A 24,524-nucleotide genomic window follows, 5' to 3' on the forward strand; every position below is an offset into this window, starting at 1 on the left:
CACCCAAGGACTGACATGAAAATCACTGTCTTCGGAACAGGTTACGTAGGTCTGGTCACCGGCACCTGTCTAGCGGATGTTGGCCATGACGTGATCTGCATGGACGTGGACGCCGCCAAGATCGAGCGCCTCAAGCAGGGTGAGATCCCCATCTTCGAGCCGGGGCTCGAGAGCATGGTGACGCGCAACGTGGAGGCGGGACGTCTCAACTTCACCACCGACGCCCGCGAGGCCGTCGCGCACGGCGTGCTGCAGTTCATTGCCGTGGGCACGCCGCCGGATGAAGACGGCAGTGCCGATCTCAAGTACGTGCTGGCCGTGGCGGGCACCATCGGTGAGCACATGGATGACTACAAGGTCATCATCGACAAGTCCACCGTGCCGGTGGGCACTGCGGATCGCGTGCATGCCCGCGTGGCAGAGGTGCTCAAGCACCGCGGCGTGAGTGTTGCGTTCGATGTCTGCTCCAACCCGGAATTCCTCAAGGAGGGCGCGGCGCTGGAGGACTTCACGCGCGGTGCCCGCATCGTGGTCGGCACCGATTCCGAGGCGGTGCGCGAGCGCATGCGCGAATGCTATGCCCCCTACAATCGCAACCATGAAAAGCTGATGTTCATGGATGTGCGCGCCGCCGAGCTGACCAAGTACGCCGCCAACGCGATGCTGGCCACCAAGATCAGCTTCATGAACGAGATCTCCAACCTGGCCGAGCGCCTGGGCGCGGATATCGAGGAAGTGCGTCGCGGGATCGGCAGTGATCCGCGCATCGGTTACCACTTCATCTACCCGGGCTGTGGCTACGGTGGCTCCTGCTTCCCGAAGGATGTCCAGGCGCTGGCGCGTACCGCCAGTCAGGTAGGCTATGAGGCCGAGCTGCTCACCGCGGTGGAATCCGTCAACAAGCGCCAGAAGGTCACGCTGTTCGAGAAGCTGTCACGTGCCTTCGATGGGGATCTCGCCGGCAAGACGATTGCCGTCTGGGGGCTGGCCTTCAAGCCGAACACCGATGACATGCGCGACGCGCCGAGCCGCACGCTGATGGAAGCGCTATGGGCGGCGGGTGCCAAGGTGCAGGCCTATGACCCGGAAGCGATGAAGGAATGCACGTCGTATCTACGGTGAGCGCGATGACCTGGTGCTGGTGGCGGATCGCATCCAGGCGGTCAAGGGCGCGGATGCGCTGGCGGTGTGCACCGAATGGAAGGAATTCCGCACGCTGGATGCCGGCTGGCTCAAGACCCAGCTGGCCTTCCCAGTGGTGGTGGATGGCCGCAACCTCTTCGAGCCGTCCGCCATGAAGTCTGCCGGCCTGATGTATTACGCGGTCGGCCGTGGCGATTCCATGCATCAAGCCCCGGAGGCCTCGTGAGCGCGGGTCTCGCGAGGTCAGAAAAGCTGGCCGCGATTGCCATTCGTCAGGTCGAGAAGAGCACCGGTGCCAGTCGCAACGCCTTCGAGCAGGCGGACGCCCTGACCGCGCTGGGGTATCGCGTGGTGATTCTCGCCGAACGTGGCAAGCCTGAGCTGGCGCGGGAGCATGGCGCGGAGCTGGTGCGTCTGTGGCGCTGGCCGTTCAAGGGGGCCTATCGGCGCTTCTGGTTCAATCGTCGGGTTCAGGCATGGGCCCGTCGCCACACGCCGGACCTGCTGGTCAGCCATGGGGATTGCGAGAGCCTGGATACCGTCTATCTGCACAACTGCGTGCATCTGGCGTCACAGTGCATCCATGGCCGTGATCTGCCTGAGAATCATGAAGTGGCCGCGATCCATGATCACGTGCTCAACGGTGGCAAGTTCCGTCAGGTGGCGGTCAATTCGCGCATGATGGGCGATGATCTCGTCGAGCGCTACGCGATCTCGCCGGACAAGATCGAGATCAGCTACCCGGGCTATGACCCGGTGCAGTTCACGCCCGAGCGTGCACGTGCCGGCCGTGAAGCCCAGCGTGAGGCGCTTGGCGTCAGTGGGGAAGAGCAGTTGATCGGGCTGGTGACCTCAGGGAACTTCACCAAGCGCAATGTGGCCGGATTCGTCGCCATGGCCGCGCTGATGGAGCAGGCCAGCCCCGGACGCTATCGCTTTCTGGTGGTGGGCAAGGATGATGCCGCGCCCTACCAGCAGCAGGCACAGGTGGCCGGTGTGGCTGAGCGCATGATCTGGCGTTCGACCATCGCCGAGGTCGAAACGCTCTATGGCGCGCTGGACCTGTTCGTTCTGCCGGCACATATCGAGGAATTCGGACGTGTCGCGCTGGAAGCCATGGCCTGTGGTACCCCGGTATTGCTCAACGCGCGTGTCGGCTCGGCCGAGTTGCTCGACGATCACCCCTCGCTGGTGATGGCCGCGCAATCCAGCCCGATGCAGTGGGCCGAGCGCTGTACCCATCTGCTGGAGAGCGACTCCGATGCGCTGAGCAGAACCCTGGCCGCACTTGCCACGGGCTACTCCCATCAGGCCCAGAACCTCAAGCTCAAGGCCAGTTTCGAGACATTGATGGCGGGGCGCTGAGCATCGCGCCGCCTTGGGTGTCCCGTCCGCAGTCCCTATACTCGTCACTTGATTTCGGCAGGAGAATCGCATGTCCCTGAGTACCAGCATCATTCTGATCGTCATTGCACTCATCATCATCGCCGGTCTGACGGCCTATGCGCTCAAGTTGCGCCGTGAGGTGAGGAAGCGCGAGGCGTTGCGTGCAGAGGAGTTGACGCGTGCACGCGCCAATTGCCTGGAGAGTCTTGAAGCGATTGCCCGTGCCATGCAGGCCGGCCAGGTGGACCTCGTGGAAGGGGGGCTGCGCTGCAAGGTGTTGATCGAGATACTGGATACCTCGCTGGCAGAGGATGACGTCCTGGGGGCCTTTGGCACCCTGCACGGGCGAGTGTCCCACCTGCATACCCACTCGGCACGAAAGGCACTGAGCCCGCGTGAGCGGCTGGCAGAGGACAAGGAGCGCATCGCCGTCGAGGAAGAGATGGCCAAGCCTCTTCAGCAGGCAGCGCAATGCGTGCTGGAAAGCATGCCGGTGTGGTATCGCGAGTACCTGGGACGTGAACGGCCCGTGGCACCGACGGATCTGGGTCAGGCGAGGCTGGCATGAACAATACGCTCCCGCTGCTGGGAACTGAACTGATCGAGCTGCGTCATGCGCTGCATCGGGCACCGGAGCTGTCCGGGCAGGAGGAAGCTACCTCGGCCCTGATCGCCGGCTGGATGGAAGAGGCAGGCGCCGAGGTGGTCACGGGATTGGGGGGGCATGGTCTGGCGGCCATCTTCCGCGGCGCCGCGCCCGGCCCGCGGGTCATGTTGCGCTGTGAGCTCGATGCGTTGCCCATCGATGAGGTGCCACGGGGAGACTGGTCATCCTGTCACCAGCATGTCGGCCATCTCTGTGGTCACGATGGGCACATGACGTGGCTGCTGGGAGTGGCGCAGCGCCTGGCCAGGCGCCCGGTAGCCAGGGGCGAGGTGGTATTGCTGTTCCAGCCCGCCGAGGAGACGGGAGAGGGTGCGCGTGCGGTGGTACGCACCAAGGCCTTCGAGACCATCAAGCCGGATTTCCTCTATGCCTGCCACAATCTGCCGGGGCGGCCGCTGGGAGAGGTCAGCGTCCGTGATGACGCCTTCACCTGTGCCTCGCGGGGCATGATCGTGCGGCTTTCCGGACTGTGCGCCCACGCAGCCCATCCCGAGAATGGGCGCAGTCCCGCCATGGCCATGTGTCGCATCATGCAGGGACTCTCTCGTCTGCCGCTGCAGTTCGCGGACGAGACGGGGCTTGCCATGGTCACTCTGGTGCACGCGCGGCTGGGGGAGGTCGCCTTCGGCACCGCGCCGGGGGATGCCGAGGTGATGGCGACCCTGCGCACGGAAAGCAACGACATGATGAAGGCCCTCGCCGAGGCGGCGGTCTCATTGGCCCGCAGTGAGGCGGAAGAGGACCATCTCGGCATCGAGGTGGACTGGTGCGATGCCTTTGAGGCGACCTGGAATTCAGCTGAGGCGAACGCGGTGATTCGTCGCGTGGCGGCGCAGGTGGGGCAGCCCTGTCATGAGCTGGATCAGGCACATCGCTGGTCGGAAGATTTCGGAGTGCTGGGGCGAGAATGCCATGCCGCCATGTTCACGCTGGGGGCCGGTGAAGCGCTCCCGGGACTCCATCATCCCCGCTATGATTTCCCGGATGACCTGATCATGCCGGGTGTCGCGCTCTTCGAGGGACTGGTGCGTCACCACCTGAACGGTGCATGAATCGTGACTTTTACAGCGTCTCTTAAATGATACAGGTAGTGTCAAAGTTTTTCGACGTTGCAAAAAACACTGTTTTCCTTCAACGTATGCATGAGGATCGGTACCGTTTTCAAGGGAAACAGACCCGATCAGAGCTGGAAGGACGCACTCAGATGTGCTTTCTTCTAAAGGGATGAGGTATATAAAATTCCTTTCACCGTAACGAGTTCGGCTCTTATACTCGGAGCCGCTGCGTAACACCCCGTTACAAATAGCGCTGTGTAAAGAAGGAGTCTTACATGAAAAGATCTACGACTGGCCTGGTTCTGGGGTCTGCATTGGTTGTTGGCCTGTCTGGCTGTGCAAGCTCTGCTTCCCAGTCCTCATCCGCTGAGAAGCCGTGGTACAGCCAGCCGTTCGTCTGCGGTCTGGCCGGTGGCCTGATCGGTGGGGGGATTGGTTACGGCGTCTCTGGCGACAGCGACGAAGACACCGGCGCTTCTCTGGGTGCCGTGGGCGGCGCGACTGCCGGTGCACTGCTGTGTGCTGACGACGCTCCGAAGTCCATGGACGACGACGGCGATGGCGTGCCGAACGATCGTGACGAATGCCCGGGTACTCCGGCAGGCGTCGCAGTCGATGCGAAAGGCTGCCCGCTGGACACCGACGGTGACGGCGTTGCTGACTACAAGGACCAGTGCCCGGGTACCCCGGCCGGCGTCACTGTTGACGCGAAAGGCTGCCCGCTGGATTCCGATGGTGACGGCGTGCCGGACTACCAGGACCAGTGCCCGAACACTCCGGCAGGTGCCAAGGTCAACGCCCTGGGCTGTGTCGCTGACCTCGTGCTGCGCGACGTGAACTTCGAGTTCGACTCCGCCAAGCTGACCTCCGGCGCTGAGCAAGTGCTGAACGGTGTGGCTGCCAAGCTGGTGTCCAACGAGAACGTTCGTGTCCGTATCGAAGGTCACACTGATTCCGTGGGTTCTGACTCCTACAACAAGCAGCTCTCCCAGAAGCGTGCTGACTCCGTCAAGGCGTATCTGGCCTCTGAAGGTGTCGGTTCCAACCGCATGGAAACCATGGGTTACGGTGAAGAGCAGCCGGTTGCCAGCAACGACACCGCTGCAGGTCGTGCTGAAAACCGTCGCGTCGAGCTTGCTGAAGTCAAGTAAGCCCATCGCGGTAAGCTGAATCAGACGGGGCGCCTTCGGGCGCCCCGTCTGCGTTGCGCTCGGCTAAATTCGCTTCACGTGACCCTTGGTAAGGGCCACCACTGAATGCAAGGATTCCTTCATGCCTATCGTTACCCTGCCTGACGGCAGCCAGCGTACCTTCGATACTCCGATTTCCGTGATGCAGCTGGCCGAATCCATCGGTCCCGGCCTTGCCAAGGCGTGTGTCGCCGGCAAGATCAACGGCGTCGAAGTCGATGCCGCCGACATGATCACCGAAGATGCTGACGTCGCCATTCTCACGGCCCGTGATGCCGAAGGCCTGGACGTGATCCGTCACTCCTGCGCCCACTTGATTGGTCATGCCGTCAAGCAGCTCTATCCGGATGCCAAGATGGCCATCGGTCCGGTCATCGATGACGGTTTCTATTACGACATCGATTTCGGTCGCTCCGTGACGCCGGAAGACCTCGAGTCCATCGAGAAGCGCATGAAGCAGCTGATCGACAGCGAGTACGACGTGGTCCGCGAGTACGTCTCGCGTGACGAGGCCATGGCCGCTTTCGAGAAGCGTGAAGAGCCGTACAAGCAGGAAATCATCGAAGGCATCGGTGAGGGCGATACCATCCGCCTGTATCACCATGAAGAATACACCGACATGTGCCGTGGCCCGCACGTGCCGAACACGCGTCACCTGAAGCACTTCCAGCTGCTCAAGCTGGCAGGTGCCTACTGGCGTGGTGATTCCACCAAGCCGATGCTGACGCGTATCTATGGCACCGCCTGGCCGGACAAGAAGCAGCTCAAGGCCTACCTCAAGCGTCTCGAGGAAGCCGAGAAGCGCGACCACCGCAAGCTGGCCAAGAAGCTGGATCTCTTCCACATGCAGGAAGAGGCACCGGGCATGGTGTTCTGGCACCCGAATGGCTGGACCATGTATCAGGTGCTCGAGCAGTACATGCGCCGCATCCAGCGAGCCAACGGCTATCAGGAGATCAAGACGCCTCAGGTCGTCGATCTTTCGCTCTGGAAGAAGTCCGGGCACTGGGGTCATTACAACGAGCTGATGTTCACCACCGAGTCCGAGAAGCGTGAGTACGCTGTCAAGCCGATGAACTGCCCGTGCCACGTCCAGGTCTTCAATCAGGGGCTCAAGAGCTACCGCGACCTGCCGCTGCGTCTGGCCGAGTTCGGCTCCTGTCATCGCAACGAGCCTTCAGGCTCTCTGCACGGCCTGATGCGTGTGCGTGGTTTCACTCAGGACGATGCTCACATCTTCTGTACCGATGATCAGGTGCAGTCCGAGGCGGAAGACTTCATCCGACTGACGCTGGAAGTCTATCGTCAGTTCGGCTTCGAGGATGTCGAGCTCAAGCTCTCGACACGCCCCGAGTCGTTCATCGGTGAGCCGGAAGCCTGGGACAAGGCCGAGGCTGGCCTGCAGGCGGCACTGGATGCGACCGGCCTGCCGTGGGAGCTTCAGCCGGGCGAAGGCGCCTTCTATGGACCAAAGATTGAATTCTCCCTGCGAGATTGCCTGAATCGTGTCTGGCAATGTGGTACGCTACAGCTCGACTTCAATCTGCCTGAGCGTCTCAGTGCCCAGTTCGTCGATGAAAGCGGTGAGCGTCGCACTCCGGTCATGTTGCACCGTGCGATTCTCGGCTCCTTCGAGCGCTTCCTCGGCATACTGATCGAGCACCACGCTGGCGCGATGCCTTTCTGGCTCGCCCCGGAGCAGATTGTCGTGATGAACATCACGGATTCCCAGGCAGAATATGCCAAGGATCTGGTCTCTCGCCTCGAGAAACATGACATCCGTGTCAAAGCAGACTTGAGGAACGAGAAGATCGGCTTTAAAATCCGTGAGCATACTCTGCAGAAGGTTCCTTACCTCATCGTCGTCGGCGACAAGGAAGTGGAAGCTGATGCAGTAGCTGTCAGAACCCGTTCCGGTGAAGACCTCGGCACCATGAAAGTTTCAGAATTCATGGAACGCCTGAAGGAAGAACAGGTCTGACAGTAACGAATTTCAGCCAAACGGAGACGCAACGATCAAGCGGAATAATCAGCGCGGACGCCCCCAGGAAAAGCGGGCTCCCATCAATGACCGTATTCGTGCGGACGAAGTCCGCCTCATCGACGCAGATGGAGAGCAGGTCGGCGTAGTGCCGACGAAGGAAGCGCTCACCAAGGCCGAAGAGGCAGGGCTCGACCTCGTCCAGATTTCCAATGCCGATCCCATCGTCTGCAAGATCATGGATTACGGCAAGTTTCTTTTCGATGAGAAGAAACAGAAGAATCTTCAGAAGAAGAAGCAGAAGCAAATCCAGGTCAAGGAAGTCAAATTCCGTCCTGGTACCGATGAAGGCGATTATCAGGTCAAGCTGCGTAACCTGACTCGCTTCATCGAAGGCGGAGACAAGGGCAAGGTTACCTTGCGCTTCCGTGGTCGTGAAATGGCGCATCAGGACATCGGCCGCAAGCTGATGGAACGTATCGCCGGCGACCTCGGTGAACTCGTGACCGTCGAGTCCTTCCCGAAGATGGAAGGCCGTCAGATGATCATGATTCTCGCGCCGAAAAAGAAGTGATCCACAGGCAGTAGAACGGACACATCAGGGTCACGCTTGCGGGCGTGGCTCTTTTTGTCGGCCTTGGATTTTCTCAAGAAACCGAGCGGAGTTAATACTCATGCCGAAGATCAAGACTAACCGCGGCGCTGCCAAGCGCTTCAAGAAGACTGCCAACGGCTTCAAGCACAAGCAGTCCTTCCGTAGCCACATCCTGACCAAGAAGTCGACCAAGCGTAAGCGTCAGCTGCGTGGCATGAAGCAGGTTCACGCTGCAGACAAGGCGCTGATCCAGCGCATGCTGCCGAACCTGTAAGCCGTCCTTACCTCGGTCCAACTTTCTTAATATCAGGAGTACGCTATGTCCCGCGTCAAGCGTGGCGTCGTCGCACGTCGCCGTCACAAGAAGATCATGAAGCAGGCCAAGGGTTACTACGGAGCGCGTTCACGCGTCTTCCGCGTAGCCAAGCAGGCTGTCATCAAGGCCGGCCAGTACGCTTACCGTGACCGTCGTGTCCGCAAGCGTCAGTTCCGTGCCCTGTGGATCGCGCGTATCAACGCTGCGGCCCGCATCAATGGCATGTCTTACAGCCGCTTCATCGCTGGCCTGAAGAAGGCCAATATCGAGATCGACCGCAAGGTCCTCGCCGATATCGCGGTTCACGAAAAAGCTGCCTTTGCTGCCATCGTCGAGAAGGCCAAGGCTGCTCAGTAAGTGACCGGATCAGATGTCGCCCGGCACCGGCCAGCCACGCGAGTGGTGAGTCGAGGCGCGACTGTCGAATGCTTGCATTGGACAGCTCAGGTGGCATCGAGATGACGTGTTACGTCACAGGGGAAGAGCAGCCGCTCTTCCCCTGTTTTTGTTTGGTGTCTCCCTCGGATTTCGGGAGAGGCGCCAGCGCGAACATGAATGAGACTGGCCGCGGATCGGGCCGGACTCTGGCAAGGGCGCGACCGTCTGTGTGACTCACCGCGGACGGAGCGTTCTCCCTGCCGATCTTCGGGTCGGCGCGACTTCCATTGACGGTGGGCTCTACCACGTCGATGACTCAAGCGATCGGAGCTGAACGGATGGAACATCTTTCCACCCTGGTGGACGAAGCACGCACCGCGATCCAGGCGGCCGGAGACGTCCAGACCCTCGATGAGGTGCGGGTACGCTTTCTGGGCAAGAAGGGCGAGATCACCGCGCTGCTCAAGGGGTTGGGCAAACTGTCCCCCGAAGAGCGTCCCAAGGCCGGTGAGACCATCAACGAAGCCAAGCAGCTGCTGAACGGCGAGCTGGAAGCGCGTCGTACCGCGCTGGAAACGGCAGCGCTCAATGCACGACTGGCTGCTGAACGCGTCGACGTCACCTTGCCGGGACGCGGCGAGCCAGTGGGTGGCCTGCACCCGGTGACGCGCACGCTTGAGCGCATCGAGAGCTTCTTCGCGCACATCGGCTACGGGGTTGCCGAAGGCCCGGAGATCGAAGATGACCACCACAACTTCGAAGCGCTGAACATCCCGTCGCATCACCCGGCGCGTGCGATGCACGATACGTTCTACTTCGACGCCACGCGTCTGCTGCGTACGCATACCTCGCCGGTGCAGGTGCGCAGCATGAAGGCCAGTGAGCCGCCGCTGCGCATCGTCTGCCCAGGGCGTGTCTATCGCTGCGACTCTGACCTGACCCATACCCCGATGTTCCATCAGGTCGAGGGTCTGCTGGTAGATGAGAACGTCAGCTTCGCTGACCTCAAGGGCACCGTCGAAGAGTTCCTGCATGCCTTCTTCGAGCGCGATGATCTGGAAGTCCGTTTCCGTCCGTCCTACTTCCCGTTCACCGAGCCGTCCGCCGAAGTCGACATCCAGTGCGTGATGTGTGCCGGTGACGGCTGTCGTGTCTGCTCCCACACCGGCTGGCTCGAGGTGATGGGCTGCGGCATGGTGCATCCGGAAGTCTTCCGTCACTCCGGTATCGATAGCGAACGCTTCCGCGGCTTCGCCTTCGGCATGGGCGTGGAGCGTCTGGCGATGCTGCGTTATGGCGTCAATGACCTGCGGTTGTTCTTCGAGAACGACCTGCGTTTCCTTCGCCAGTTCAGCTAGGCACTCATTCACGTATCGCGCCGTGAGGGCGTGAACATACGGAACAGGACAGCAAGATGAAATTTTCCGAACAGTGGCTGCGTGAGTGGGTGTCGCCGGAACTGAACACCCAGCAGCTGGCCGATCAGGTCACCATGGCCGGTCTGGAAGTCGATGGTATCGAGCCCGTCGCCGGTGAGTTCACCGGTGTTGTCGTGGCCGAGGTCAAGGACAAGCAACCGCATCCGGAGGCTGATCGCCTCAACGTCTGTCAGGTGGATGATGGCAGTGGTGAGCTGGTGCAGGTCGTGTGTGGCGCGCCGAATGTCGCCGCCGGTCAGAAGGTGCTCTTCGCCCAAGTCGGCGCGAAGCTTCCGGGTGACTTCAAGATTCGCAAGGCCAAGCTGCGCGGTGTCGAATCCCGCGGCATGATCTGCGGTGCCTCCGAGCTGGGGCTGGAGGCGGAAGCCTCCGACGGCATCATGGTGCTGGCCGCGGATGCGCCGGTGGGCCGTGATGCCCGTGACTTCCTGAACCTCGACGACAGCGCCATCGAGGTCGATCTGACTCCGAACCGCGGTGACTGCCTGAGCGTCAAGGGCCTGGCACGCGAAGTCGGTGTGCTCAATCGTCTTGCCGTCACGGCACCGAGCATCGAGCCGGTCGCGGCCCAGATCGACGACACCTTCCCGGTCACCGTCAGTGCGCCGCAGGCCTGCCCGCGCTATCTGGGGCGTGTGGTGCGCGACGTCAATGTCGCCGCGACCACCCCGCTATGGCTCGAGGAGCGTCTGCGCCGCAGTGGTATCCGCAGCATCGACCCCGTCGTCGACGTCACCAACTACGTGCTGCTGGAGCTCGGTCAGCCGATGCACGCCTTCGATCTGGCGCGCCTGAACGGTGGCATCGAGGTGCGCATGGCGGCCGCTGAAGAGCCGCTGACGCTGCTCGACGGTCAGGAAGTCGCGCTACGTGACGACACCCTGGTCATCGCCGACGAGAAGGGCCCGCTGGCCATCGCTGGCGTGATGGGCGGCGAAGGCAGTGGCGTGAACGGCGAGACGCGCGACATCTTCTTCGAGTCGGCCTTCTTCGCGCCGTTGAGCGTGGCTGGCAAGGCGCGCAGCTATGGCCTGCACACCGACAGCTCGCATCGTTTCGAGCGGGGTGTGGACGCGCAGCTGCAGCGTGATGCCATCGAGCGGGCGACGGCTCTGCTGCTCGAGATCACCGGCGGCAAGCCGGGCCCGATCATCGAGGTCGCAAGCGACGCAGCGCTGCCCAAGGCCGCCGTCGTCAGCCTGAGCGGCGCCAGTGTCGAGCGCACGCTGGGCATGGCATTGCCGGATGCCGAGATCGTCGAGATCCTCGAGCGTCTGGGCATGCAGGTCGTGGCCGATGGCGAGAGCCAGTGGCAGGTGACGGTGCCGAGCTGGCGTTTCGATGTCAGCATCGAGGCTGACCTGATCGAGGAGCTGGCGCGCATCCACGGCTACAACAATCTGCCGGTCAGCCGCCCGAACGCGCGCCTGGCACCGGCCGTGGCCAATGAGACCACCCAGCCGCTGACCAGCCTGCGTCGTCAGCTGGTGGCGCGGGGCTATCAGGAAGCGATCAGCTACAGCTTCGTGGCGCCTGAGCTGCAGAAGACGCTGGACCCGCACGGAGTGGCGCCGGCACTGGCCAACCCGATTTCCAGCGACATGGCCGTGATGCGCAGCTCGCTGCTGCCGGGGCTGGTCAAGGCACTGAGTCACAACCTCAATCGTCAGCAGTCGCGCGTGCGCCTGTTCGAGACCGGGCTTGTGTTCCGTGGTGAGCTGGACTCCCTCGAGCAGACACCGATGATCGGTGGCCTGATCACCGGCGCACGTCTGCCGGAAGGCTGGAATGGCGGTCGTGACAAGGTCGACTTCTTCGATCTCAAGGGCGATGTCGAGGCACTGCTGGCACTGGGCGGCAACCTGGATGCCTGGCGTTTCGAGGCTGCCGAGCATCCGGCGCTTCATCCGGGTCAGTCCGCTCAGCTGTTCTTCAACGGCGAGCCGGCAGGCTGGATGGGGGCTTTGCACCCGGCAGCGCGTGCCGAACTCGGCCTGAAGGTCGAGGTGTTCGTGTTCGAGATCACGCTGGCCGCTGCCTGTGCGGGCCGTCTGCCGCACTTTGCACCGCTCTCCAAGTATCCGGAAGTGCGTCGTGACCTGGCCTTCGTGGTCGAAGAGGGCGTGCACGTGCAGTCGCTGCTCGACGCCATCCGCTCGCAAGCCGGGGAATGGCTGACGGATCTGCGCCTGTTTGACGTCTATCAGGGCCAGGGGGTAGCCGATGGTCACAAGTCGCTCGCTCTGGGCTTGACCTGGCAGCATCCTTCGCGCACGCTGAATGATGAGGAAATCAATCAGTTAGTCGATGCGATCGTCGCCGATGGCCACACACGTTTCGGGGCGGCGCTGAGAGCATGAGTCGCCACTTGAACGAGGGAGCGGACATGGGAGCGTTGACCAAGGCGGAACTCGCCGAGCATCTCCATGCAGAGCTTGGCATGTCCAAGCGCGAAGCCAAGTCGATGGTCGAAGTCTTCTTCGATGAGATTCGTGGCTGCCTGCGTGAGAACGAACAGGTGAAGCTGTCCGGTTTCGGCAACTTCGATCTGCGTGACAAACGCGAGCGTCCGGGGCGCAATCCCAAGACAGGCGAGGAGATTCCGATCTCCGCGCGTCGCGTGGTGACCTTCCGTCCTGGCCAGAAACTCAAGGCTCGGGTGGATGAGTACGATGGCGAAGGCCATACCCATCAGCGCCTTGAGGAGCATGACGACCACGATGATCATCATGATGAAGCCGATGGAGAGTTCGGTGCGTGCATAGCTGACGCCGGGACGGCTGCGGGTCGCCAGCAGGTAACCCAGTGCCAGCGGGCCGGTGCGTCCCAGCAACATGGTGATGATGATCAACCACTGTCCGGGAGCGGAAAGCTCCGGCGTCACCCCCAGGCTCAGTCCCACGGTGCCGAACGCCGAGACCGTCTCGAAGGCCAACGACCGGAAGTCGTGGTCGGGGTCGGTGATGGTCAGCCCGAACAGCATGCTGAAGATCAACAGCATGCCGGCCAAGGCCACGGCGATGGCCTTGAAGACAGTCTCGTCTCCGATACGGCGGCCATGCAGGGTCGGTGAGTGTCTCTGGCGCAGGAAGGCGCGAGTGGTCAGCAGCAGCACCACGAAGGTGGTGATCTTGATGCCACTGGCCGTCGAGCCACTCCCGCCACCGATGAACATCATCGCCATGGTCCAGAGGGTCGAGGCCTGTGTCATCGCGGAGGTATCGAACATGCTGAAGCCGGCGGTACGGGGCGTCACTGCCATGAAGGCTGCTGAGATGAAGCGTTCGCCATGATCACGCATGCCTGCCAGGGTATCGGGGTTGCCCCATTCAAGCGCCAGTATCACCACCAGGCTCAACAGGTTGAGTGCGATGGTGGCTTCCAGCACCAGGCGTGTCTGTACGGAGAAGCGTGAGGGGTGCAGCAGCACGCGCCACCCATGCTCACGCCTGCGCTCGCGCAGTTCGCCGATCACGGCAAAGCCGATGCCACCCGTCATGAAGAGCAGGCTGATGACGCTTGCGACCAGCGGGTTGCGGGATTCGCGCAACAGGCTGTCCGGCCACAGGGTGAAGCCGGCATTGTTGAAGGCCGAGACCGAGTGGAAGAGGCTCAGCCACATGCCGCGTCCCCAACCATGGCGTGGCATCCATTCGAGCGCCAGCAGCAGAGCGCCGCCCAGTTCAAGTGTCACCGCAAAGGCGGTGATGACCCTGAGCAGTCGGCCGATCTCGCGTGAGCTGCTGCGGTTGAGCGCTTCACGCAGCAGGCTGGTCTGATGCATCGGCAGTCGTTGCCCCAGCATCACCAGTGACAGGGCGGCGATGGTCATGAAACCGAGGCCGCCCAGCTGGATCAATACTAGCACGACGGCCTGCCCGGCGAAGGTGAACTCGCTGAGCGGGGTGACGGAAAGCCCGGTGACGGTCACCGCCGAGGTGGCGGTAAACAGTGCCGACAGCCAGCTGAGGCCCTCCTGATGCATGCCTGGCAGTTTCAGCAGGCAGGCCCCCAGCATGCTGAGTCCCAGAAAGCCGCCCAGCAGGATCTCCGGAGGCGACAGGTGGATGATGGGGCCACGTGGGCCACGGGTCAGGGGGCGAAGATAGCGTCGGTAGCGCTGCCTCACAGATGGGCCCCCAGCTTGCGCAGTGCGCTCAGTTCGCCGATCAGTACCAGATGATCGCCAGCGGACAGCCGCGTACTGCCGGAAGGCTTGCGATCGAGTGTCGCGCCCTTGCGCAAGGCGATCACGCTGATGTCCTCATCGATGGGGAGCTGATCGAGCTGTTGGCAGTCATCGCACAGACGCTCGCTGACCTCCAGCTCGACCACGAACTGGTGATCGCCCAGGTGGATGAAGTCGACCATGGCGTGATAGGCGAGGCTTTCCGCCACCCGCACGCCCAGGTCGTACTCCGGGTGCACGATGTGGTCCACGCCCAGACGGCTGAGCAGCTTGTGATGCGCATCCGAGGTCGCCTTGACCCACAGTTCCCTGGCACCGAGTTCCTTGGCCAGCAGCGCGCAGATCAGGCTCTGCTCCATCGAGTCGGCCAGATCGATCAACACGGCGTCGAACTGTTCGAGGCCAAGCTCACGCAGGGCATGCTCATCGGTCGGGTCGGCAATGACGGCCTGATTGAGCAGGTCCGCCATGGCATTGAGACGTTTCTCATCGAGATCCACGCCGAGCACTTCATGGTCGTGGCGCCTGAGCTCCCGCGCGACGGTACTGCCGAAATACCCCAGTCCGATCACCGCGAATTGACGATGCATGACGACTCCTTGTCTGCGCTGCTTGAGAGGGCGAGATACTCGTTTCAAATGTTACCAATTAGCAGTGGCTGATGTAGAGTGAATGGCGTCGCTTGGTAATGGCGCTATCGCAGACGTTTTGCGAGGTGCGTGTGGGGATTTTCCACAGGAATCGCGGACGAACATCCTTCTTATCAGTAAAATGGTCTGCGTGAGCACCCGAGACGGCAAGGCGTTGCGTCGATCACCACTGGCTCACAACAATAACTCGTAAGGTATTCCATGACGGCAAGACAGCAACCCAAGAATCTCTGGATCAGTCGCTGGGGGTTCATCCTTGCAGCTACCGGTTCCGCGGTAGGGCTGGGCAATATCTGGAAGTTTCCCTATATCACCGGTGAATATGGCGGAGGCGCCTTCGTGCTGGTGTATCTGGCCTGCATTCTCGCCGTGGGCGTGCCCGTGATGATGGCGGAGATCGCCTTCGGGCGTCGTGGTCGCGGCAGCCCCATCGAGGCGATCGCCAACCTGGCCCGGGAAGCGGGGGCCAGCCCGCTGTGGAAGGTCTTCGGTTGGATGGCGATGCTGGCCGGCTTCATGATCCTGTCGTTCTATGTCGTGGTCGCGGGGTGGTCCTTCAGCTACCTGTGGAAGATGGCCAGCGGGTCGCTGTCCGGACATGGCGTCGCTGAGCTGGGCGGTATCTTCGAGGCTGGCAACGCCAATCCCTGGGCACTGGGTGGCTGGGCGACGCTGGTGACGGTAGTGACCATGCTGATCGTCGGGCGTGGCGTGCAGGAGGGGGTCGAGAAGAGCGTGCGCTGGATGATGCCGGGCATGGTGATCATGCTGTTGATCATGATCGGCTACGCCCTGACCTCCGGCAACTTCTCGGCAGGCTTCCACTTCCTGTTCGACTTCGATGTCTCCCGATTGAGCAGTGAGGGCGTGCTGGCCGCGCTGGGGCATGCCTTCTTCACCCTGTCGCTGGCCTCCGGCGCCATCCTGACCTACGGCTCCTATCTGCCGTCAGGCACCTCCATCGCTCGCACCACCTTCACGGTCGCGATCGCCGATACGCTGGTGGCGCTGATGGCGGGACTCGCGATCTTCCCGATCATCTTCGCCAATGGCATGGACCCGTCCTCCGGTCCGGGGCTGATCTTCATGAGCCTGCCGGTGGCCTTCAACCAGATGCCCTTCGGTCAGCTGTTCGGGGTACTGTTCTTCGCGATGCTCTCCATTGCCGCCTTGACGTCCGCGATCTCGATGATCGAGGCCACCGTCGCCTGGCTGAGCGAGAACCGCAACATGAGTCGCACCAAGGCATCGTGGCTTGCCGGAAGCGTGTTGTGGCTGGTCGCGATGTTCGCGATGCTGTCCTTCAATCTGGGCGCGGACTGGACCCTGGCCGGCAAGCACTTCTTCGACTGGCTGGATTACCTGACCTCGCGCTGGATGATGCCGATCGGTGGCATCGCCATGGCGCTGCTGGCCGGTTTCGTCTTCAAGAGCAGCATGTTGCGCGATGAGCTGGATCTGAGTGAGGGAGGCTACCGTATCTGGCTGTTCATGATTCGCTATGTCAGCCCGATCTGCATCGTGGCGATCTTCATTGATGCGCTTGGCGTGGCGGCCCTGAGTCTAGAGGACTGGCCGTATTTCCTGGGGGCCATCGTGCTGGCCTGCGGGGCAGGAGAGACGCTGTCACCGCGTCTGCGTGGGCCTCGCGTCGTCATTCGCCTTCCAGTCCGGTGATCGGCTTGACGGTACCCCAGTGGCGACATTTCGGGCATTGCCACAGCAGCATCGAGGCCTCGAATCCGCAGCGGTGGCAGCGATGGCGAGGGCGTGCCTCGATCAGCTGCTGGGTATGGCGCTTGAGCAGGCTGAAGCGCTGGGTCTCGCGCTCATCGGCATCCAGCAGGTACAGGTCGAGCAGATAGTCGACGCCCCGCAGGCTGGGGTGGCGATGCAATTGCTCGCTGGCGAAGCTGACAGCGGCCTCGACTCCTTCCCGGCGCTCGATCAACTGGGCGAGACTGACCACCGTGGTGGTATAGGGGCCGCGCTCGACTTCCTGCTGCAGATAGCGCACCAGTCCGCTTTCGTCGTCCAGCATGTGGAATGCCTTGCCGAGCGGTTCGAGAATGATGGGAGTGAAACCGGTGTCCTGACGCGGAATGCGCTGCAGCAGGCGAATGCTCTGCTTGTAGTTGGCATGCTCGTATTCGATCTCGGCCAGCATCCAGTTGGCGCGCACACATTTCTCATCCGTGGAGAGTGCCTGCTTGAGGCGCTTGCGCGCCACCGCCTGACTGCCTTCGAGGATATCGAGGGCCGCCAGTTCGCAGTGCCAGTGGGCGGCGGCGCGTCGGATGCCACCTTCCTGACGCAGGATGGGGTGCGCGACCTCGAGGGCAGCCTCCCATTCTCGCTCACGCTCGAGCAGGTCGATCAGGAGGCGTCGGCCAGCGCGACGATGGTCATCGTGCTGGGCCTGCTTGAGGAGGGTTTCCAGCAGCTTCTCGGCGCGGTCGTAGACACCGCTGCGCATGAAGTCGCGGGCCAGTTCCAGCTGTACGCGTTCGCCCTGCTCGCTGTCGAGGGCCGGGCGTGCCAGCAGATTCTGGTGGATCTTGACGGCGCGGTCGACCTCCCCGCGACTGCGGTACAGGTTACCCAGCGCGATGTGGGTATCGACCGTGTCGCTGTTGACTTCCAAGGCCTGTACGAAGGTTTCGATGGCGCGATCAGGCTGCTCGTTGAGCAGATGATTGAGGCCAACGAAATAGTCGCGGGACAAGGTGGCAGGGGCGGGAGTTTGCGTAGTGGGGCGACGATCACGTCGCCCCAGCCAGAACCCGATGGCAATGGCGGCCATCAGCAGTCCCAGCAGTATCAGGTCAGGCATTTATGCCACTTCCTTGATCTCCTGGATGCGCAGCTGGTCCAGTTCCTTGCGTTGCTGCTGGTTGCGGCGCTGCGCGCGGGTCAACAGCGTGCGCAGGCGCAGATACATGCCGGTCATGGCGATCATGCCGAGCACGACGCCGATGGCCAGTGAAAACAGCAGCCACATGGAAAGTGAGGCAGCCGGCAGCTCGAGCCAGATGAGGTCGAGAGGCACGGTTTGCTGGTTGTGAACGGCAAACAGGATGCCGACCAGCAGAACGATCAGCAGGATCACGGCCAGAACGAGACCTTTTAGCCAGCGCATAACGGTTTCCTTGTCATGAAATGCAGTCGTGAATCATCGCCTGGCGAGTGTATCACCGGGCAAGCCGTGAGTCTCGACGTCAGCTCAGTAGCCGAGCGCGCGGCTGGCATCGACCTGTTCGCGCAGTTCCTTGCCCGGTTTGAAGTGCGGGACGAACTTGCCGTCCAGCTGGACGGGCTCTCCGGTCTTCGGGTTGCGTCCCAGACGCGGCTCACGGTAGTGCAGCGAGAAGCTGCCGAACCCGCGAATCTCCACGCGCCCCCCGTGGGCCAGCGCATCAGTGACATCATCGAGGATGATGCGAACGGCGGCTTCTACATCCTTGAGCGACAACTCAGGCTGTCGCATGGCTATCTGTTCGATCAGCTCGGACTTGGTCATCGGATCTCTCCATGCCTGCACCCTAGCGGGAAGGGTGATCGTGATGCGGCTGTCAGATGACCTCTTGTCGTCTGACGGACCCCCGCATCCTTGTGATTGTTATCTCCTCAGCATAATGGGCAAATCCTGAGAAAACAACGCACTACGAACATCATTGCCCATCACGACATGGATTGCCAATTCCTGTCGTGGCAAAGGGTCAACGGATGCTGCCAGACTCCCCCTCGGGTATACTGCGGGCATTGATGTGACGACTGAGGTTCGGGCAATGGATGAGATGATTCGCAAGCGCCTTCACTGGCACTCCCGCCGCGGCATGTGGGAACTCGATCTGCTGCTGTTGCCTTTTCTCGAGCAGCGCTTCGATGCGTTGAGTGAGCAGGACAAGGCCCTCTACGTGGAACTGCTCGCGGAAGAGGATCAGGATCTCTTCGTGTGGCTGATGAAGCGGGATCCGTGTGGCAATGAGGACTATCAGCGCCTGATCGACATGGTGATCGCCAATGCAGAACATGGCGAACGCGATCAGTTCAAGGGCCTCTGAGCAGGCCCTGCATGCTCAGGCGATTCTGCGCCTGATACTGCTGGCGTGCAGCCTCGTGCTGATGACGTGGCTGTTCGCTCGCCTGGCAGGACCTTCCGGCCTGGATGCCTGGTGGGCCTGCCGAGCGCCTCGCCGCAGGCGCGCGCCTGCACCAGGCATTCCAGCAATGAGTTGCTGGCCATGCGGTTGGCCCCGTGAAGCCCTGTACAGGCCACTTCGCCGATGGCCCACAGTCCTGCCAGATCACTCGCGCCATTCAATTCGGTGGCGATTCCGCCGCAGCTGTAATGTGCTGCCGGTACCACGGGAATCGGGGCTCGGGTGATGTCGATGCCACGCTCCCGGCAATGCGCCAGGATGGTCGGGAAGTGATGATGGATGGCCGCGGAACCCAGCGCACTGATATCGAGATGGACGTGATCCAGCCCGTGAGCGCGCATCTCGGCGAGGATGGCGCGCGCCACCACGTCGCGTGGTGCCAGCTCCAGGCGAGGGTCGTGATCCAGCATGAAGCGATGGCCATCGGGGCGCTTCAACAGGCCACCTTCGCCGCGCACGGCTTCCGAGATCAGGAACGGCGTTCCGGCCGGGTCGTACAGACAGGTGGGGTGAAACTGCTGGAACTCCAGATTCATCAGGCTGGCACCGGCACGCACGGCCATCGCCATGCCATCCCCGACGCTGGCGCTGGGGCTGGTGGCATGCGCAAACAGGCCGCTGGCACCGCCCGTGGCCAATACCAGGTCGCGTACCGTCAGCAAGCGTTGCTGGCCGGTGCCATCGATGACCCGCAGTCCCGCGACCTGGGCCCCCTTCACCTCGATGTCCACGGCGAGCAGGTCATCGAGCACCTCGATGGCAGGATGTGACTCGACATGCTGACTGAGCGTATCCAGCAGCGCCCGCCCCGTGGCGTCGGCCGCATGGATGATGCGTCGCCGGCCGTGGCCGCCTTCCCGGGTGAGGTGATAGGGATAGCTGGCATCGGCTTCGGCTGGCGTGAAGGGGACGCCAAGCCCGATCAACCACTCGATGGCCTCGCGGGAATGTCCGACGGTAAAGCGCACCGCTCGCTCGTTGCACAGGCCGTCCCCCGCGATCAGCGTATCGGCGACATGCGATTCCACGTCATCCTCCGGGGCCAGTACCGCCGCGATGCCGCCCTGAGCCCAGCGGCTGGCGCCCTGGGCCTCCCGCGCCGGACGCAGCAGCGTCACGCGGCGCGAGCGCGACGCGGATGACGGCTGATTGGCCAGGCTGAGCGCAAGGGTCAGGCCGGCCGCACCGCCGCCCACGATCAGGACATCGTGGTCACTGGTGGCAGTGATGTCATGCGCTGTGCTCATGCGTCTTTCCTTGGCGTGTCACCGTGGGGACGGCTGTCTCGCCCGGGGTCGGGTCCTCCGGCAGGAATATCCGGCGGGCATCACTGATCAGGCCATGGCCCGGCAGGCGCCGTTGCAGGCGCTCGCTGGGCAGACGTTCCAGCAGGGACAGCCGCTCCCCGAGGGCTTCCGTCAGGCGCGCGAGTTCACGATTCAGCCACAGATAACCTGCCGGACTGAACAGGGCACGTCCTTTGCGGCTCTCGACATTGCGTACCTCGGCATAGCGCTGCAGGTCGAACGGGGTGACCGTCAGCTCGATGTGCTGGCCGGTACGCACCTGGAAGGCCAGCGTGCCGAGGGCACGAGCCAGTCGGTGCTGGGCATCGCGCAGGCCCTCGAGTCCTTCGATGAACTCATGACCTTCTCGCGTGTTCCAGTGGGTTTCCTGCAGCAGCTCGATGGTCGAGATCATGCGCCGCTCGAACGACAGGATCTCCTCGATATCACCGCGCTGGATCCGGCCCTCACGCACCACGGCATCCACCAGTCCACGCTGCTTGACCAGCTGGGCGGAGGTGGCGCGCACCAGATTGAGCGTTTCCTCGATGCTGGAACGCTCTGCATTGGTGTGGTTGTGGTAGAGCCGCGCCAGCTTGTCGAGGTTGTCGGCCAGCAGGAAGCGGAAGACATCCGTCGCCTTCTGGGGCAGCAGGACCAGGCTGACCACGATACTGATCAAGGTGCCCAGTACCACGTTGAAGACGCGCCACAGGGCGATCCCGAGATCATGATTGCCATCGCCCACCACCATCAGCAGGGTGACGCAGAACAGCAGCGAGCTGTAGCCATAGCGGTTGCTGAAGGTGGCATTGAGCGCCAGCGCGATGCCGACCATGCTCCAGATGGGCACCACGCCGGGCAGCGGGTCCGCGACCAGTATCAGGATCAGGCCCCAGAGTCCCCCCAGCAGCGTGCCGAGCAGGCGCTGCGAGCCCTTGTCGAGCACGCCGCCGACGTGGGGCAGATTGCCCATCACCATCACGGTGCTGACCAGTGCCCAGGAGCTGTGCGGCAGATCGAACAGCTCGATGATGCTGAAACAGAGCGTCAGGGCGACGGTGACCCGCAGGATATGCAGGCGTTGGCGGTGCAGGTAGGTGAAGTAGGGATTGTGCGATAGCCAGTTCATTGCATGAGCAGCCAGACCCGTCGCGAACAGGACAGCATGGGCGAACTCGAGGTGCCGGTCAGTGCACTCTACGGGGCGCAGACCCAGCGTGCGGTGGACAACTTCCCGGTCAGCGGCCAGCCCTTGCCGGCACCGTTCATCCAGGCGGTGGCGCGCATCAAGCTTGCCGCGGCAGAGGTCAATCTCGACCTCGAGTTGCTGGATGAGGCGCGTGCCGGCGCCATCGTCAAGGCGGCGCGCCAGATCATCGATGGCGAGCATGCGGATCAGTTCCCGGTCGATGTCTTCCAGACCGGTTCCGGTACCTCGACCAACATGAACGTCAATGAAGTACTGACGCATCTGGCCAATGCCCAGCTGGAAAGCGAGAACAGCGACCTCAAGGTCGGCGCCAATGACCACGTCAACATGGGGCAGTCCAGCAACGATGTCATCCCGACGGCGATTCACCTGTCGGCGGTCATTGCCGTCACCGATACCTTGCTGCCTGCGCTGCGTCATCTGCACGACGTGATCGCGAGCAAGGCGGCGGAGGTCGATGATGTCGTCAAGACCGGCCGCACCCACCTGATGGACGCGATGCCGATTCGTCTGAGCCAGGAGCTGGGGGCATGGCAATCCCAGGTGGCACAGGCCATCGAGCGCATCGAGGAGTCGCTGCCGCGTCTCGAGCGTCTCGCCCAGGGCGGCACGGCCGTCGGCAGTGGCATCAACGCGCATCCCGAGTTTGCCGAACGCATGGCCAAGCGCCTATCGCTTCAGACCGGGCACGCCTTCCGTCCGGCCGACAGCTTCTTCGCGGCGCTGTCTTGTCAGGATTCCGCGGTCGAGCTTTCCGGCCACCTGCGGACCTACGCCGTGGCGATGATGAAGATCAGCAATGACCTGCGCTGGATGAACTCCGGGCCGTTGGCCGGGCTGGGCGAGATCGAGCTTGAGGCCTTGCAGCCGGGCAGCTCCATCATGCCGGGCAAGGTCAATCCGGTGATTCCGGAAGCTGCCGCCCAGGTGGCTGCCCAGGTGATGGGCAACGATGCCACCATCGGCATCGCCGGTCAGAGCGGCAACTTCCAGCTCAATGTCATGCTGCCGTTGATCGCCAACAATCTGCTGTCCTCGATCACGCTGAGTGCCAATGTCAGCCGCCTGCTGGCGGACAAGGCCATTGCCACCTTCACGGTGCGGCGGGACAACATCGAAGCGCCGCTGGCCAGGAACCCGATTCTGGTCACGGCACTCAATCCGGTGATCGGTTACAACGAGGCCGCACGTATCGCCAAGGTGGCCTATCAGGCCGGCCGGCCGATCCTCGAGGTGGCCGAGGAGGAGACGGATCTCGACCGTGAGACGCTGGAGCGCCTGCTGGACCCGGCCAAGCTGACCGAGGGCGGCATCCAGTAAGCGTCAGGCGGCGTGCGCCATCAGGCGTTCCTTGAGGTACTCACCGATGCGGGCCTTCTGCTCATCGCTCAGGCGCAGGGTCAGCTTGGTACGCCGCCACACCACATCCTGTACCTCATGTGCCCACTCACGCTCGACCAGGTAATCGATCTCGGCGGCGCTCAGGCCGGCACCGAAGTCTTCGCCAAGCTCGGCTTCGCTCTTCTTGCCGTCGAGGAAGTGCAGGCACAGGCTGCCGTAGCTGGAAGCCAGGCGTCTGGCGCGAGCCTCTCCCAGGAACGGGAAGTCGCGGACCAGCTGGCGAGTGAAGGCCGCGCGGCTCTCGATGTCTCCCCCCGGCAAGGCCTTCTCGTGGGTCCACGGCTCACCCATGTTGGGCAGCAGCGGCTTCAGATCTTCCAGCGCGGATTCGGCCAGCTTGCGATAGGTAGTGATCTTGCCACCGAAGATGGACAGCATCGGCGCGCCGCTGTCATCCAGGTGCAAGGTGTAGTCGCGGGTCATCGCTGACGGGTCGGCTGACTCGTCATCACACAGCGGGCGTACGCCGGAGAAGGAGGAGATGACGTCATCGCGGCTCAGCTTGCGCTTGAAGTGATGGTTGACCACCTCGAGCATGTAGTCGGTTTCATCGCTGGAGCAGGCTACCTCGGAGGGGTCGCCCTTGTAGCGCACGTCCGTGGTGCCGACCAGGCTGAAGTCCTCCTGATAGGGCAGCACGAAGACGATGCGCTTGTCCTTGTTCTGCAGGATGAAGGCGCGATCATCGGTATTGAGGCGCGGCACGATCAGGTGGCTGCCCTGGATCATGCGGATGCCGTAGCGCGGCGTGCGCTCGGTGGCACCCTTGATGAAGGACTCCACCCACGGCCCGGCGGCATTCACCAATGTGCGGGCGTGACGGGTGAAGGTCTCACCGCTGTCGATGTTCTCCAGCGTCAGCTCCCAATGCCCGTTCACGTCGCGTGCCCCGACGCAGCGAGTGCGCGTCATGATCTCCGCGCCTTGCTCCTGAGCCTGAAGCGCGTTGGTGATGACCAGACGCGCATCATCCACCCAGCAGTCGGAATATTCGAAGCCCTGGGTGATCTCGCTGACCAAGGGGCTCTGCTCACCGAACTTGAGCCCCTTGGAGGCTGGCAGGGTCTCGCGCTTGCCGATGTGGTCATACAGGAACAGGCCGGCGCGGATCATCCAGGCCGGACGAAGATGTGGCTGGTGCGGCAGGATGAAGCGCAGGGGCCAGATGATGTGCGGTGCCTTCTTGAGCAGCACTTCACGCTCCTGCAGGGCTTCACGTACCAGCCGGAACTCGTAGTGTTCCAGGTAGCGCAGGCCGCCATGGATCAGCTTGCTGCTGGCGGAAGAGGTGGCGCTGGCCAGATCATTCTGCTCGCACAGTGCCACGCTCAGGCCGCGCCCGCTGGCGTCATTGGCGATACCGGCACCATTGATGCCACCGCCGATGATGAAGAGGTCGATAAGTGCGTCGTTGTCGCGGGACATGGGCTGCTCCTGCACGTGCCCGGCGCTACCGGGGAGATCGATTTCGA

Annotated in this window: 20 protein-coding genes and 3 pseudogenes; 15 read left to right on the plus strand and 8 right to left on the minus strand. The window is 62.6% G+C overall.

The window, feature by feature from the left end; translation table 11 throughout:
• Positions 1 to 15 precede the first annotated feature (15 nt).
• The 12 genes and pseudogenes from CU110_RS04945 to ihfA form a co-directional block, all read left to right on the plus strand.
• Positions 16 to 1,369, plus strand: a pseudogene (locus CU110_RS04945) (UDP-glucose/GDP-mannose dehydrogenase family protein).
• A complete protein-coding gene (locus CU110_RS04950; protein WP_084208125.1) occupies positions 1,366 to 2,508 on the plus strand; it encodes a glycosyltransferase family 4 protein in 1,143 nt (380 codons plus the stop codon). Before CU110_RS04945 ends, CU110_RS04950 begins: the two are co-directional and overlap by 4 nt.
• A 70-nt stretch (positions 2,509 to 2,578) precedes the next feature.
• A complete protein-coding gene (locus CU110_RS04955) occupies positions 2,579 to 3,097 on the plus strand; it encodes a DUF2489 domain-containing protein (protein ID WP_164850276.1) in 519 nt (172 codons plus the stop codon).
• Positions 3,094 to 4,248 (plus strand): amidohydrolase, encoded by a 1,155-nt coding sequence (locus tag CU110_RS04960; protein ID WP_084208126.1) that lies wholly within the window; start codon positions 3,094 to 3,096, stop codon positions 4,246 to 4,248. The genes CU110_RS04955 and CU110_RS04960 overlap by 4 nt, the downstream gene beginning before the upstream one ends.
• 278 nt (positions 4,249 to 4,526) lie before the next feature.
• Positions 4,527 to 5,402, plus strand: coding sequence for an OmpA family protein (locus CU110_RS04965; protein ID WP_065392602.1), 876 nt, complete (start codon positions 4,527 to 4,529; stop codon positions 5,400 to 5,402).
• 121 nt (positions 5,403 to 5,523) lie between these two features.
• Entirely contained in the window at positions 5,524 to 7,422 is a 1,899-nt protein-coding gene (gene thrS, locus CU110_RS04970) for a threonine--tRNA ligase (protein WP_084208127.1), read from the plus strand.
• A gap of 34 nt (positions 7,423 to 7,456) precedes the next feature.
• The gene (infC, locus tag CU110_RS04975; protein ID WP_077374638.1) at positions 7,457 to 7,996 is read left to right on the plus strand and encodes a translation initiation factor IF-3; all 540 of its coding nucleotides are present in this window, start codon (positions 7,457 to 7,459) and stop codon (positions 7,994 to 7,996) included.
• A gap of 100 nt (positions 7,997 to 8,096) precedes the next feature.
• Positions 8,097 to 8,291: a 50S ribosomal protein L35 gene (gene rpmI, locus CU110_RS04980; protein WP_043335648.1), complete on the plus strand. Its 195-nt coding sequence runs from the start codon at positions 8,097 to 8,099 to the stop codon at positions 8,289 to 8,291.
• 45 nt (positions 8,292 to 8,336) lie between these two features.
• Positions 8,337 to 8,690, plus strand: coding sequence for a 50S ribosomal protein L20 (gene rplT / locus CU110_RS04985; RefSeq protein ID WP_043335644.1), 354 nt, complete (start codon positions 8,337 to 8,339; stop codon positions 8,688 to 8,690).
• Positions 8,691 to 9,049: 359 nt separating this feature from the next.
• On the plus strand, positions 9,050 to 10,069 hold the full coding sequence (pheS, locus tag CU110_RS04990) for a phenylalanine--tRNA ligase subunit alpha (protein WP_084208128.1): 1,020 nt from the start codon (positions 9,050 to 9,052) through the stop codon (positions 10,067 to 10,069).
• Between the two features lie 56 nt (positions 10,070 to 10,125).
• Entirely contained in the window at positions 10,126 to 12,510 is a 2,385-nt protein-coding gene (pheT, locus tag CU110_RS04995) for a phenylalanine--tRNA ligase subunit beta (RefSeq protein WP_084208129.1), read from the plus strand.
• A 26-nt stretch (positions 12,511 to 12,536) separates the two neighbouring features.
• Positions 12,537 to 12,821: pseudogene (ihfA, locus tag CU110_RS05000) on the plus strand (integration host factor subunit alpha); the annotation flags it as partial.
• A gap of 150 nt (positions 12,822 to 12,971) precedes the next feature.
• Here the strand turns inward: ihfA and CU110_RS05005 are convergent.
• Together CU110_RS05005 and CU110_RS05010 are read right to left on the minus strand one after the other, a co-directional pair.
• Positions 12,972 to 14,168, minus strand: a pseudogene (locus CU110_RS05005) (TrkH family potassium uptake protein); the annotation flags it as partial.
• 107 nt (positions 14,169 to 14,275) lie between these two features.
• Positions 14,276 to 14,929: a TrkA family potassium uptake protein gene (locus CU110_RS05010; protein WP_084208131.1), complete on the minus strand. Its 654-nt coding sequence runs from the start codon at positions 14,927 to 14,929 to the stop codon at positions 14,276 to 14,278.
• Between the two features lie 261 nt (positions 14,930 to 15,190).
• Here CU110_RS05010 and CU110_RS05015 point away from each other — a divergent pair, with 261 nt between their 5' ends.
• A complete protein-coding gene (locus tag CU110_RS05015; RefSeq protein WP_127734737.1) occupies positions 15,191 to 16,666 on the plus strand; it encodes a sodium-dependent transporter in 1,476 nt (491 codons plus the stop codon).
• Here the strand turns inward: CU110_RS05015 and lapB are convergent.
• The 3 genes from lapB to CU110_RS05030 all read right to left on the minus strand — a co-directional run bounded on the left by lapB (position 16,644) and on the right by CU110_RS05030 (position 18,509).
• Positions 16,644 to 17,822 carry a lipopolysaccharide assembly protein LapB gene (gene lapB, locus CU110_RS05020; protein ID WP_084208132.1) on the minus strand — a complete coding sequence of 393 codons (1,179 nt, stop codon included), beginning with the start codon at positions 17,820 to 17,822 and terminating at the stop codon, positions 16,644 to 16,646. The two genes, CU110_RS05015 and lapB, sit on opposite strands and share 23 nt — an antisense overlap.
• Positions 17,823 to 18,128 carry a LapA family protein gene (locus CU110_RS05025; protein ID WP_077374623.1) on the minus strand — a complete coding sequence of 102 codons (306 nt, stop codon included), beginning with the start codon at positions 18,126 to 18,128 and terminating at the stop codon, positions 17,823 to 17,825.
• 84 nt (positions 18,129 to 18,212) lie between these two features.
• Positions 18,213 to 18,509, minus strand: a complete 297-nt coding sequence (locus CU110_RS05030) for an integration host factor subunit beta (protein ID WP_077374621.1) — start codon at positions 18,507 to 18,509, stop codon at positions 18,213 to 18,215.
• Positions 18,510 to 18,777: 268 nt separating this feature from the next.
• Here CU110_RS05030 and CU110_RS05035 point away from each other — a divergent pair, with 268 nt between their 5' ends.
• Entirely contained in the window at positions 18,778 to 19,053 is a 276-nt protein-coding gene (locus tag CU110_RS05035; RefSeq protein ID WP_077374619.1) for a succinate dehydrogenase assembly factor 2, read from the plus strand.
• Here CU110_RS05035 and nadB read toward each other — a convergent pair.
• Entirely contained in the window at positions 19,035 to 20,399 is a 1,365-nt protein-coding gene (gene nadB / locus CU110_RS05040) for an L-aspartate oxidase (RefSeq protein ID WP_127734740.1), read from the minus strand. The two genes, CU110_RS05035 and nadB, sit on opposite strands and share 19 nt — an antisense overlap.
• Positions 20,383 to 21,570: an FUSC family protein gene (locus CU110_RS05045; protein WP_127734743.1), complete on the minus strand. Its 1,188-nt coding sequence runs from the start codon at positions 21,568 to 21,570 to the stop codon at positions 20,383 to 20,385. The genes nadB and CU110_RS05045 overlap by 17 nt, the downstream gene beginning before the upstream one ends.
• Before the next feature lie 3 nt (positions 21,571 to 21,573).
• Between CU110_RS05045 and CU110_RS05050 the strand changes: the two genes are divergently transcribed.
• The gene (locus CU110_RS05050; RefSeq protein ID WP_077374611.1) at positions 21,574 to 22,971 is read left to right on the plus strand and encodes a class II fumarate hydratase; all 1,398 of its coding nucleotides are present in this window, start codon (positions 21,574 to 21,576) and stop codon (positions 22,969 to 22,971) included.
• A gap of 3 nt (positions 22,972 to 22,974) precedes the next feature.
• On the opposite strand, the gene glpD is transcribed toward CU110_RS05050, so the two are convergent.
• The gene (glpD, locus tag CU110_RS05055; RefSeq protein WP_084208136.1) at positions 22,975 to 24,477 is read right to left on the minus strand and encodes a glycerol-3-phosphate dehydrogenase; all 1,503 of its coding nucleotides are present in this window, start codon (positions 24,475 to 24,477) and stop codon (positions 22,975 to 22,977) included.
• Positions 24,478 to 24,524 lie beyond the last annotated feature (47 nt).

It is taken from the genome of Cobetia sp. ICG0124 (assembly GCF_004006355.1).
In the GTDB taxonomy this organism is placed as follows: domain Bacteria; phylum Pseudomonadota; class Gammaproteobacteria; order Pseudomonadales; family Halomonadaceae; genus Cobetia; species Cobetia marina.

What these genes read in the sequence shown, in the direction of transcription:
- CU110_RS04965 (WP_065392602.1), top strand. Translation starts at nt 4,527, where the DNA reads ATGAAAAGATCTACGACTGGCCTGGTTCTGGGGTCTGCATTGGTTGTT.
- rpmI (WP_043335648.1), top strand. Translation starts at nt 8,097, where the DNA reads ATGCCGAAGATCAAGACTAACCGCGGCGCTGCCAAGCGCTTCAAGAAG.
- rplT (WP_043335644.1), top strand. Translation starts at nt 8,337, where the DNA reads ATGTCCCGCGTCAAGCGTGGCGTCGTCGCACGTCGCCGTCACAAGAAG.
- glpD (WP_084208136.1), bottom strand. Translation starts at nt 24,477, where the DNA reads ATGTCCCGCGACAACGACGCACTTATCGACCTCTTCATCATCGGCGGT.
- lapB (WP_084208132.1), bottom strand. Translation starts at nt 17,822, where the DNA reads ATGCCTGACCTGATACTGCTGGGACTGCTGATGGCCGCCATTGCCATC.
- pheS (WP_084208128.1), top strand. Translation starts at nt 9,050, where the DNA reads ATGGAACATCTTTCCACCCTGGTGGACGAAGCACGCACCGCGATCCAG.
- CU110_RS05035 (WP_077374619.1), top strand. Translation starts at nt 18,778, where the DNA reads ATGGATGAGATGATTCGCAAGCGCCTTCACTGGCACTCCCGCCGCGGC.
- CU110_RS05025 (WP_077374623.1), bottom strand. Translation starts at nt 18,128, where the DNA reads ATGCGCTGGCTAAAAGGTCTCGTTCTGGCCGTGATCCTGCTGATCGTT.
- pheT (WP_084208129.1), top strand. Translation starts at nt 10,126, where the DNA reads ATGAAATTTTCCGAACAGTGGCTGCGTGAGTGGGTGTCGCCGGAACTG.
- CU110_RS05050 (WP_077374611.1), top strand. Translation starts at nt 21,574, where the DNA reads ATGAGCAGCCAGACCCGTCGCGAACAGGACAGCATGGGCGAACTCGAG.
- CU110_RS05010 (WP_084208131.1), bottom strand. Translation starts at nt 14,929, where the DNA reads ATGCATCGTCAATTCGCGGTGATCGGACTGGGGTATTTCGGCAGTACC.
- CU110_RS04960 (WP_084208126.1), top strand. Translation starts at nt 3,094, where the DNA reads ATGAACAATACGCTCCCGCTGCTGGGAACTGAACTGATCGAGCTGCGT.
- CU110_RS05045 (WP_127734743.1), bottom strand. Translation starts at nt 21,570, where the DNA reads ATGAACTGGCTATCGCACAATCCCTACTTCACCTACCTGCACCGCCAA.
- nadB (WP_127734740.1), bottom strand. Translation starts at nt 20,399, where the DNA reads ATGAGCACAGCGCATGACATCACTGCCACCAGTGACCACGATGTCCTG.
- CU110_RS05015 (WP_127734737.1), top strand. Translation starts at nt 15,191, where the DNA reads ATGACGGCAAGACAGCAACCCAAGAATCTCTGGATCAGTCGCTGGGGG.
- CU110_RS05030 (WP_077374621.1), bottom strand. Translation starts at nt 18,509, where the DNA reads ATGACCAAGTCCGAGCTGATCGAACAGATAGCCATGCGACAGCCTGAG.
- CU110_RS04955 (WP_164850276.1), top strand. Translation starts at nt 2,579, where the DNA reads ATGTCCCTGAGTACCAGCATCATTCTGATCGTCATTGCACTCATCATC.
- thrS (WP_084208127.1), top strand. Translation starts at nt 5,524, where the DNA reads ATGCCTATCGTTACCCTGCCTGACGGCAGCCAGCGTACCTTCGATACT.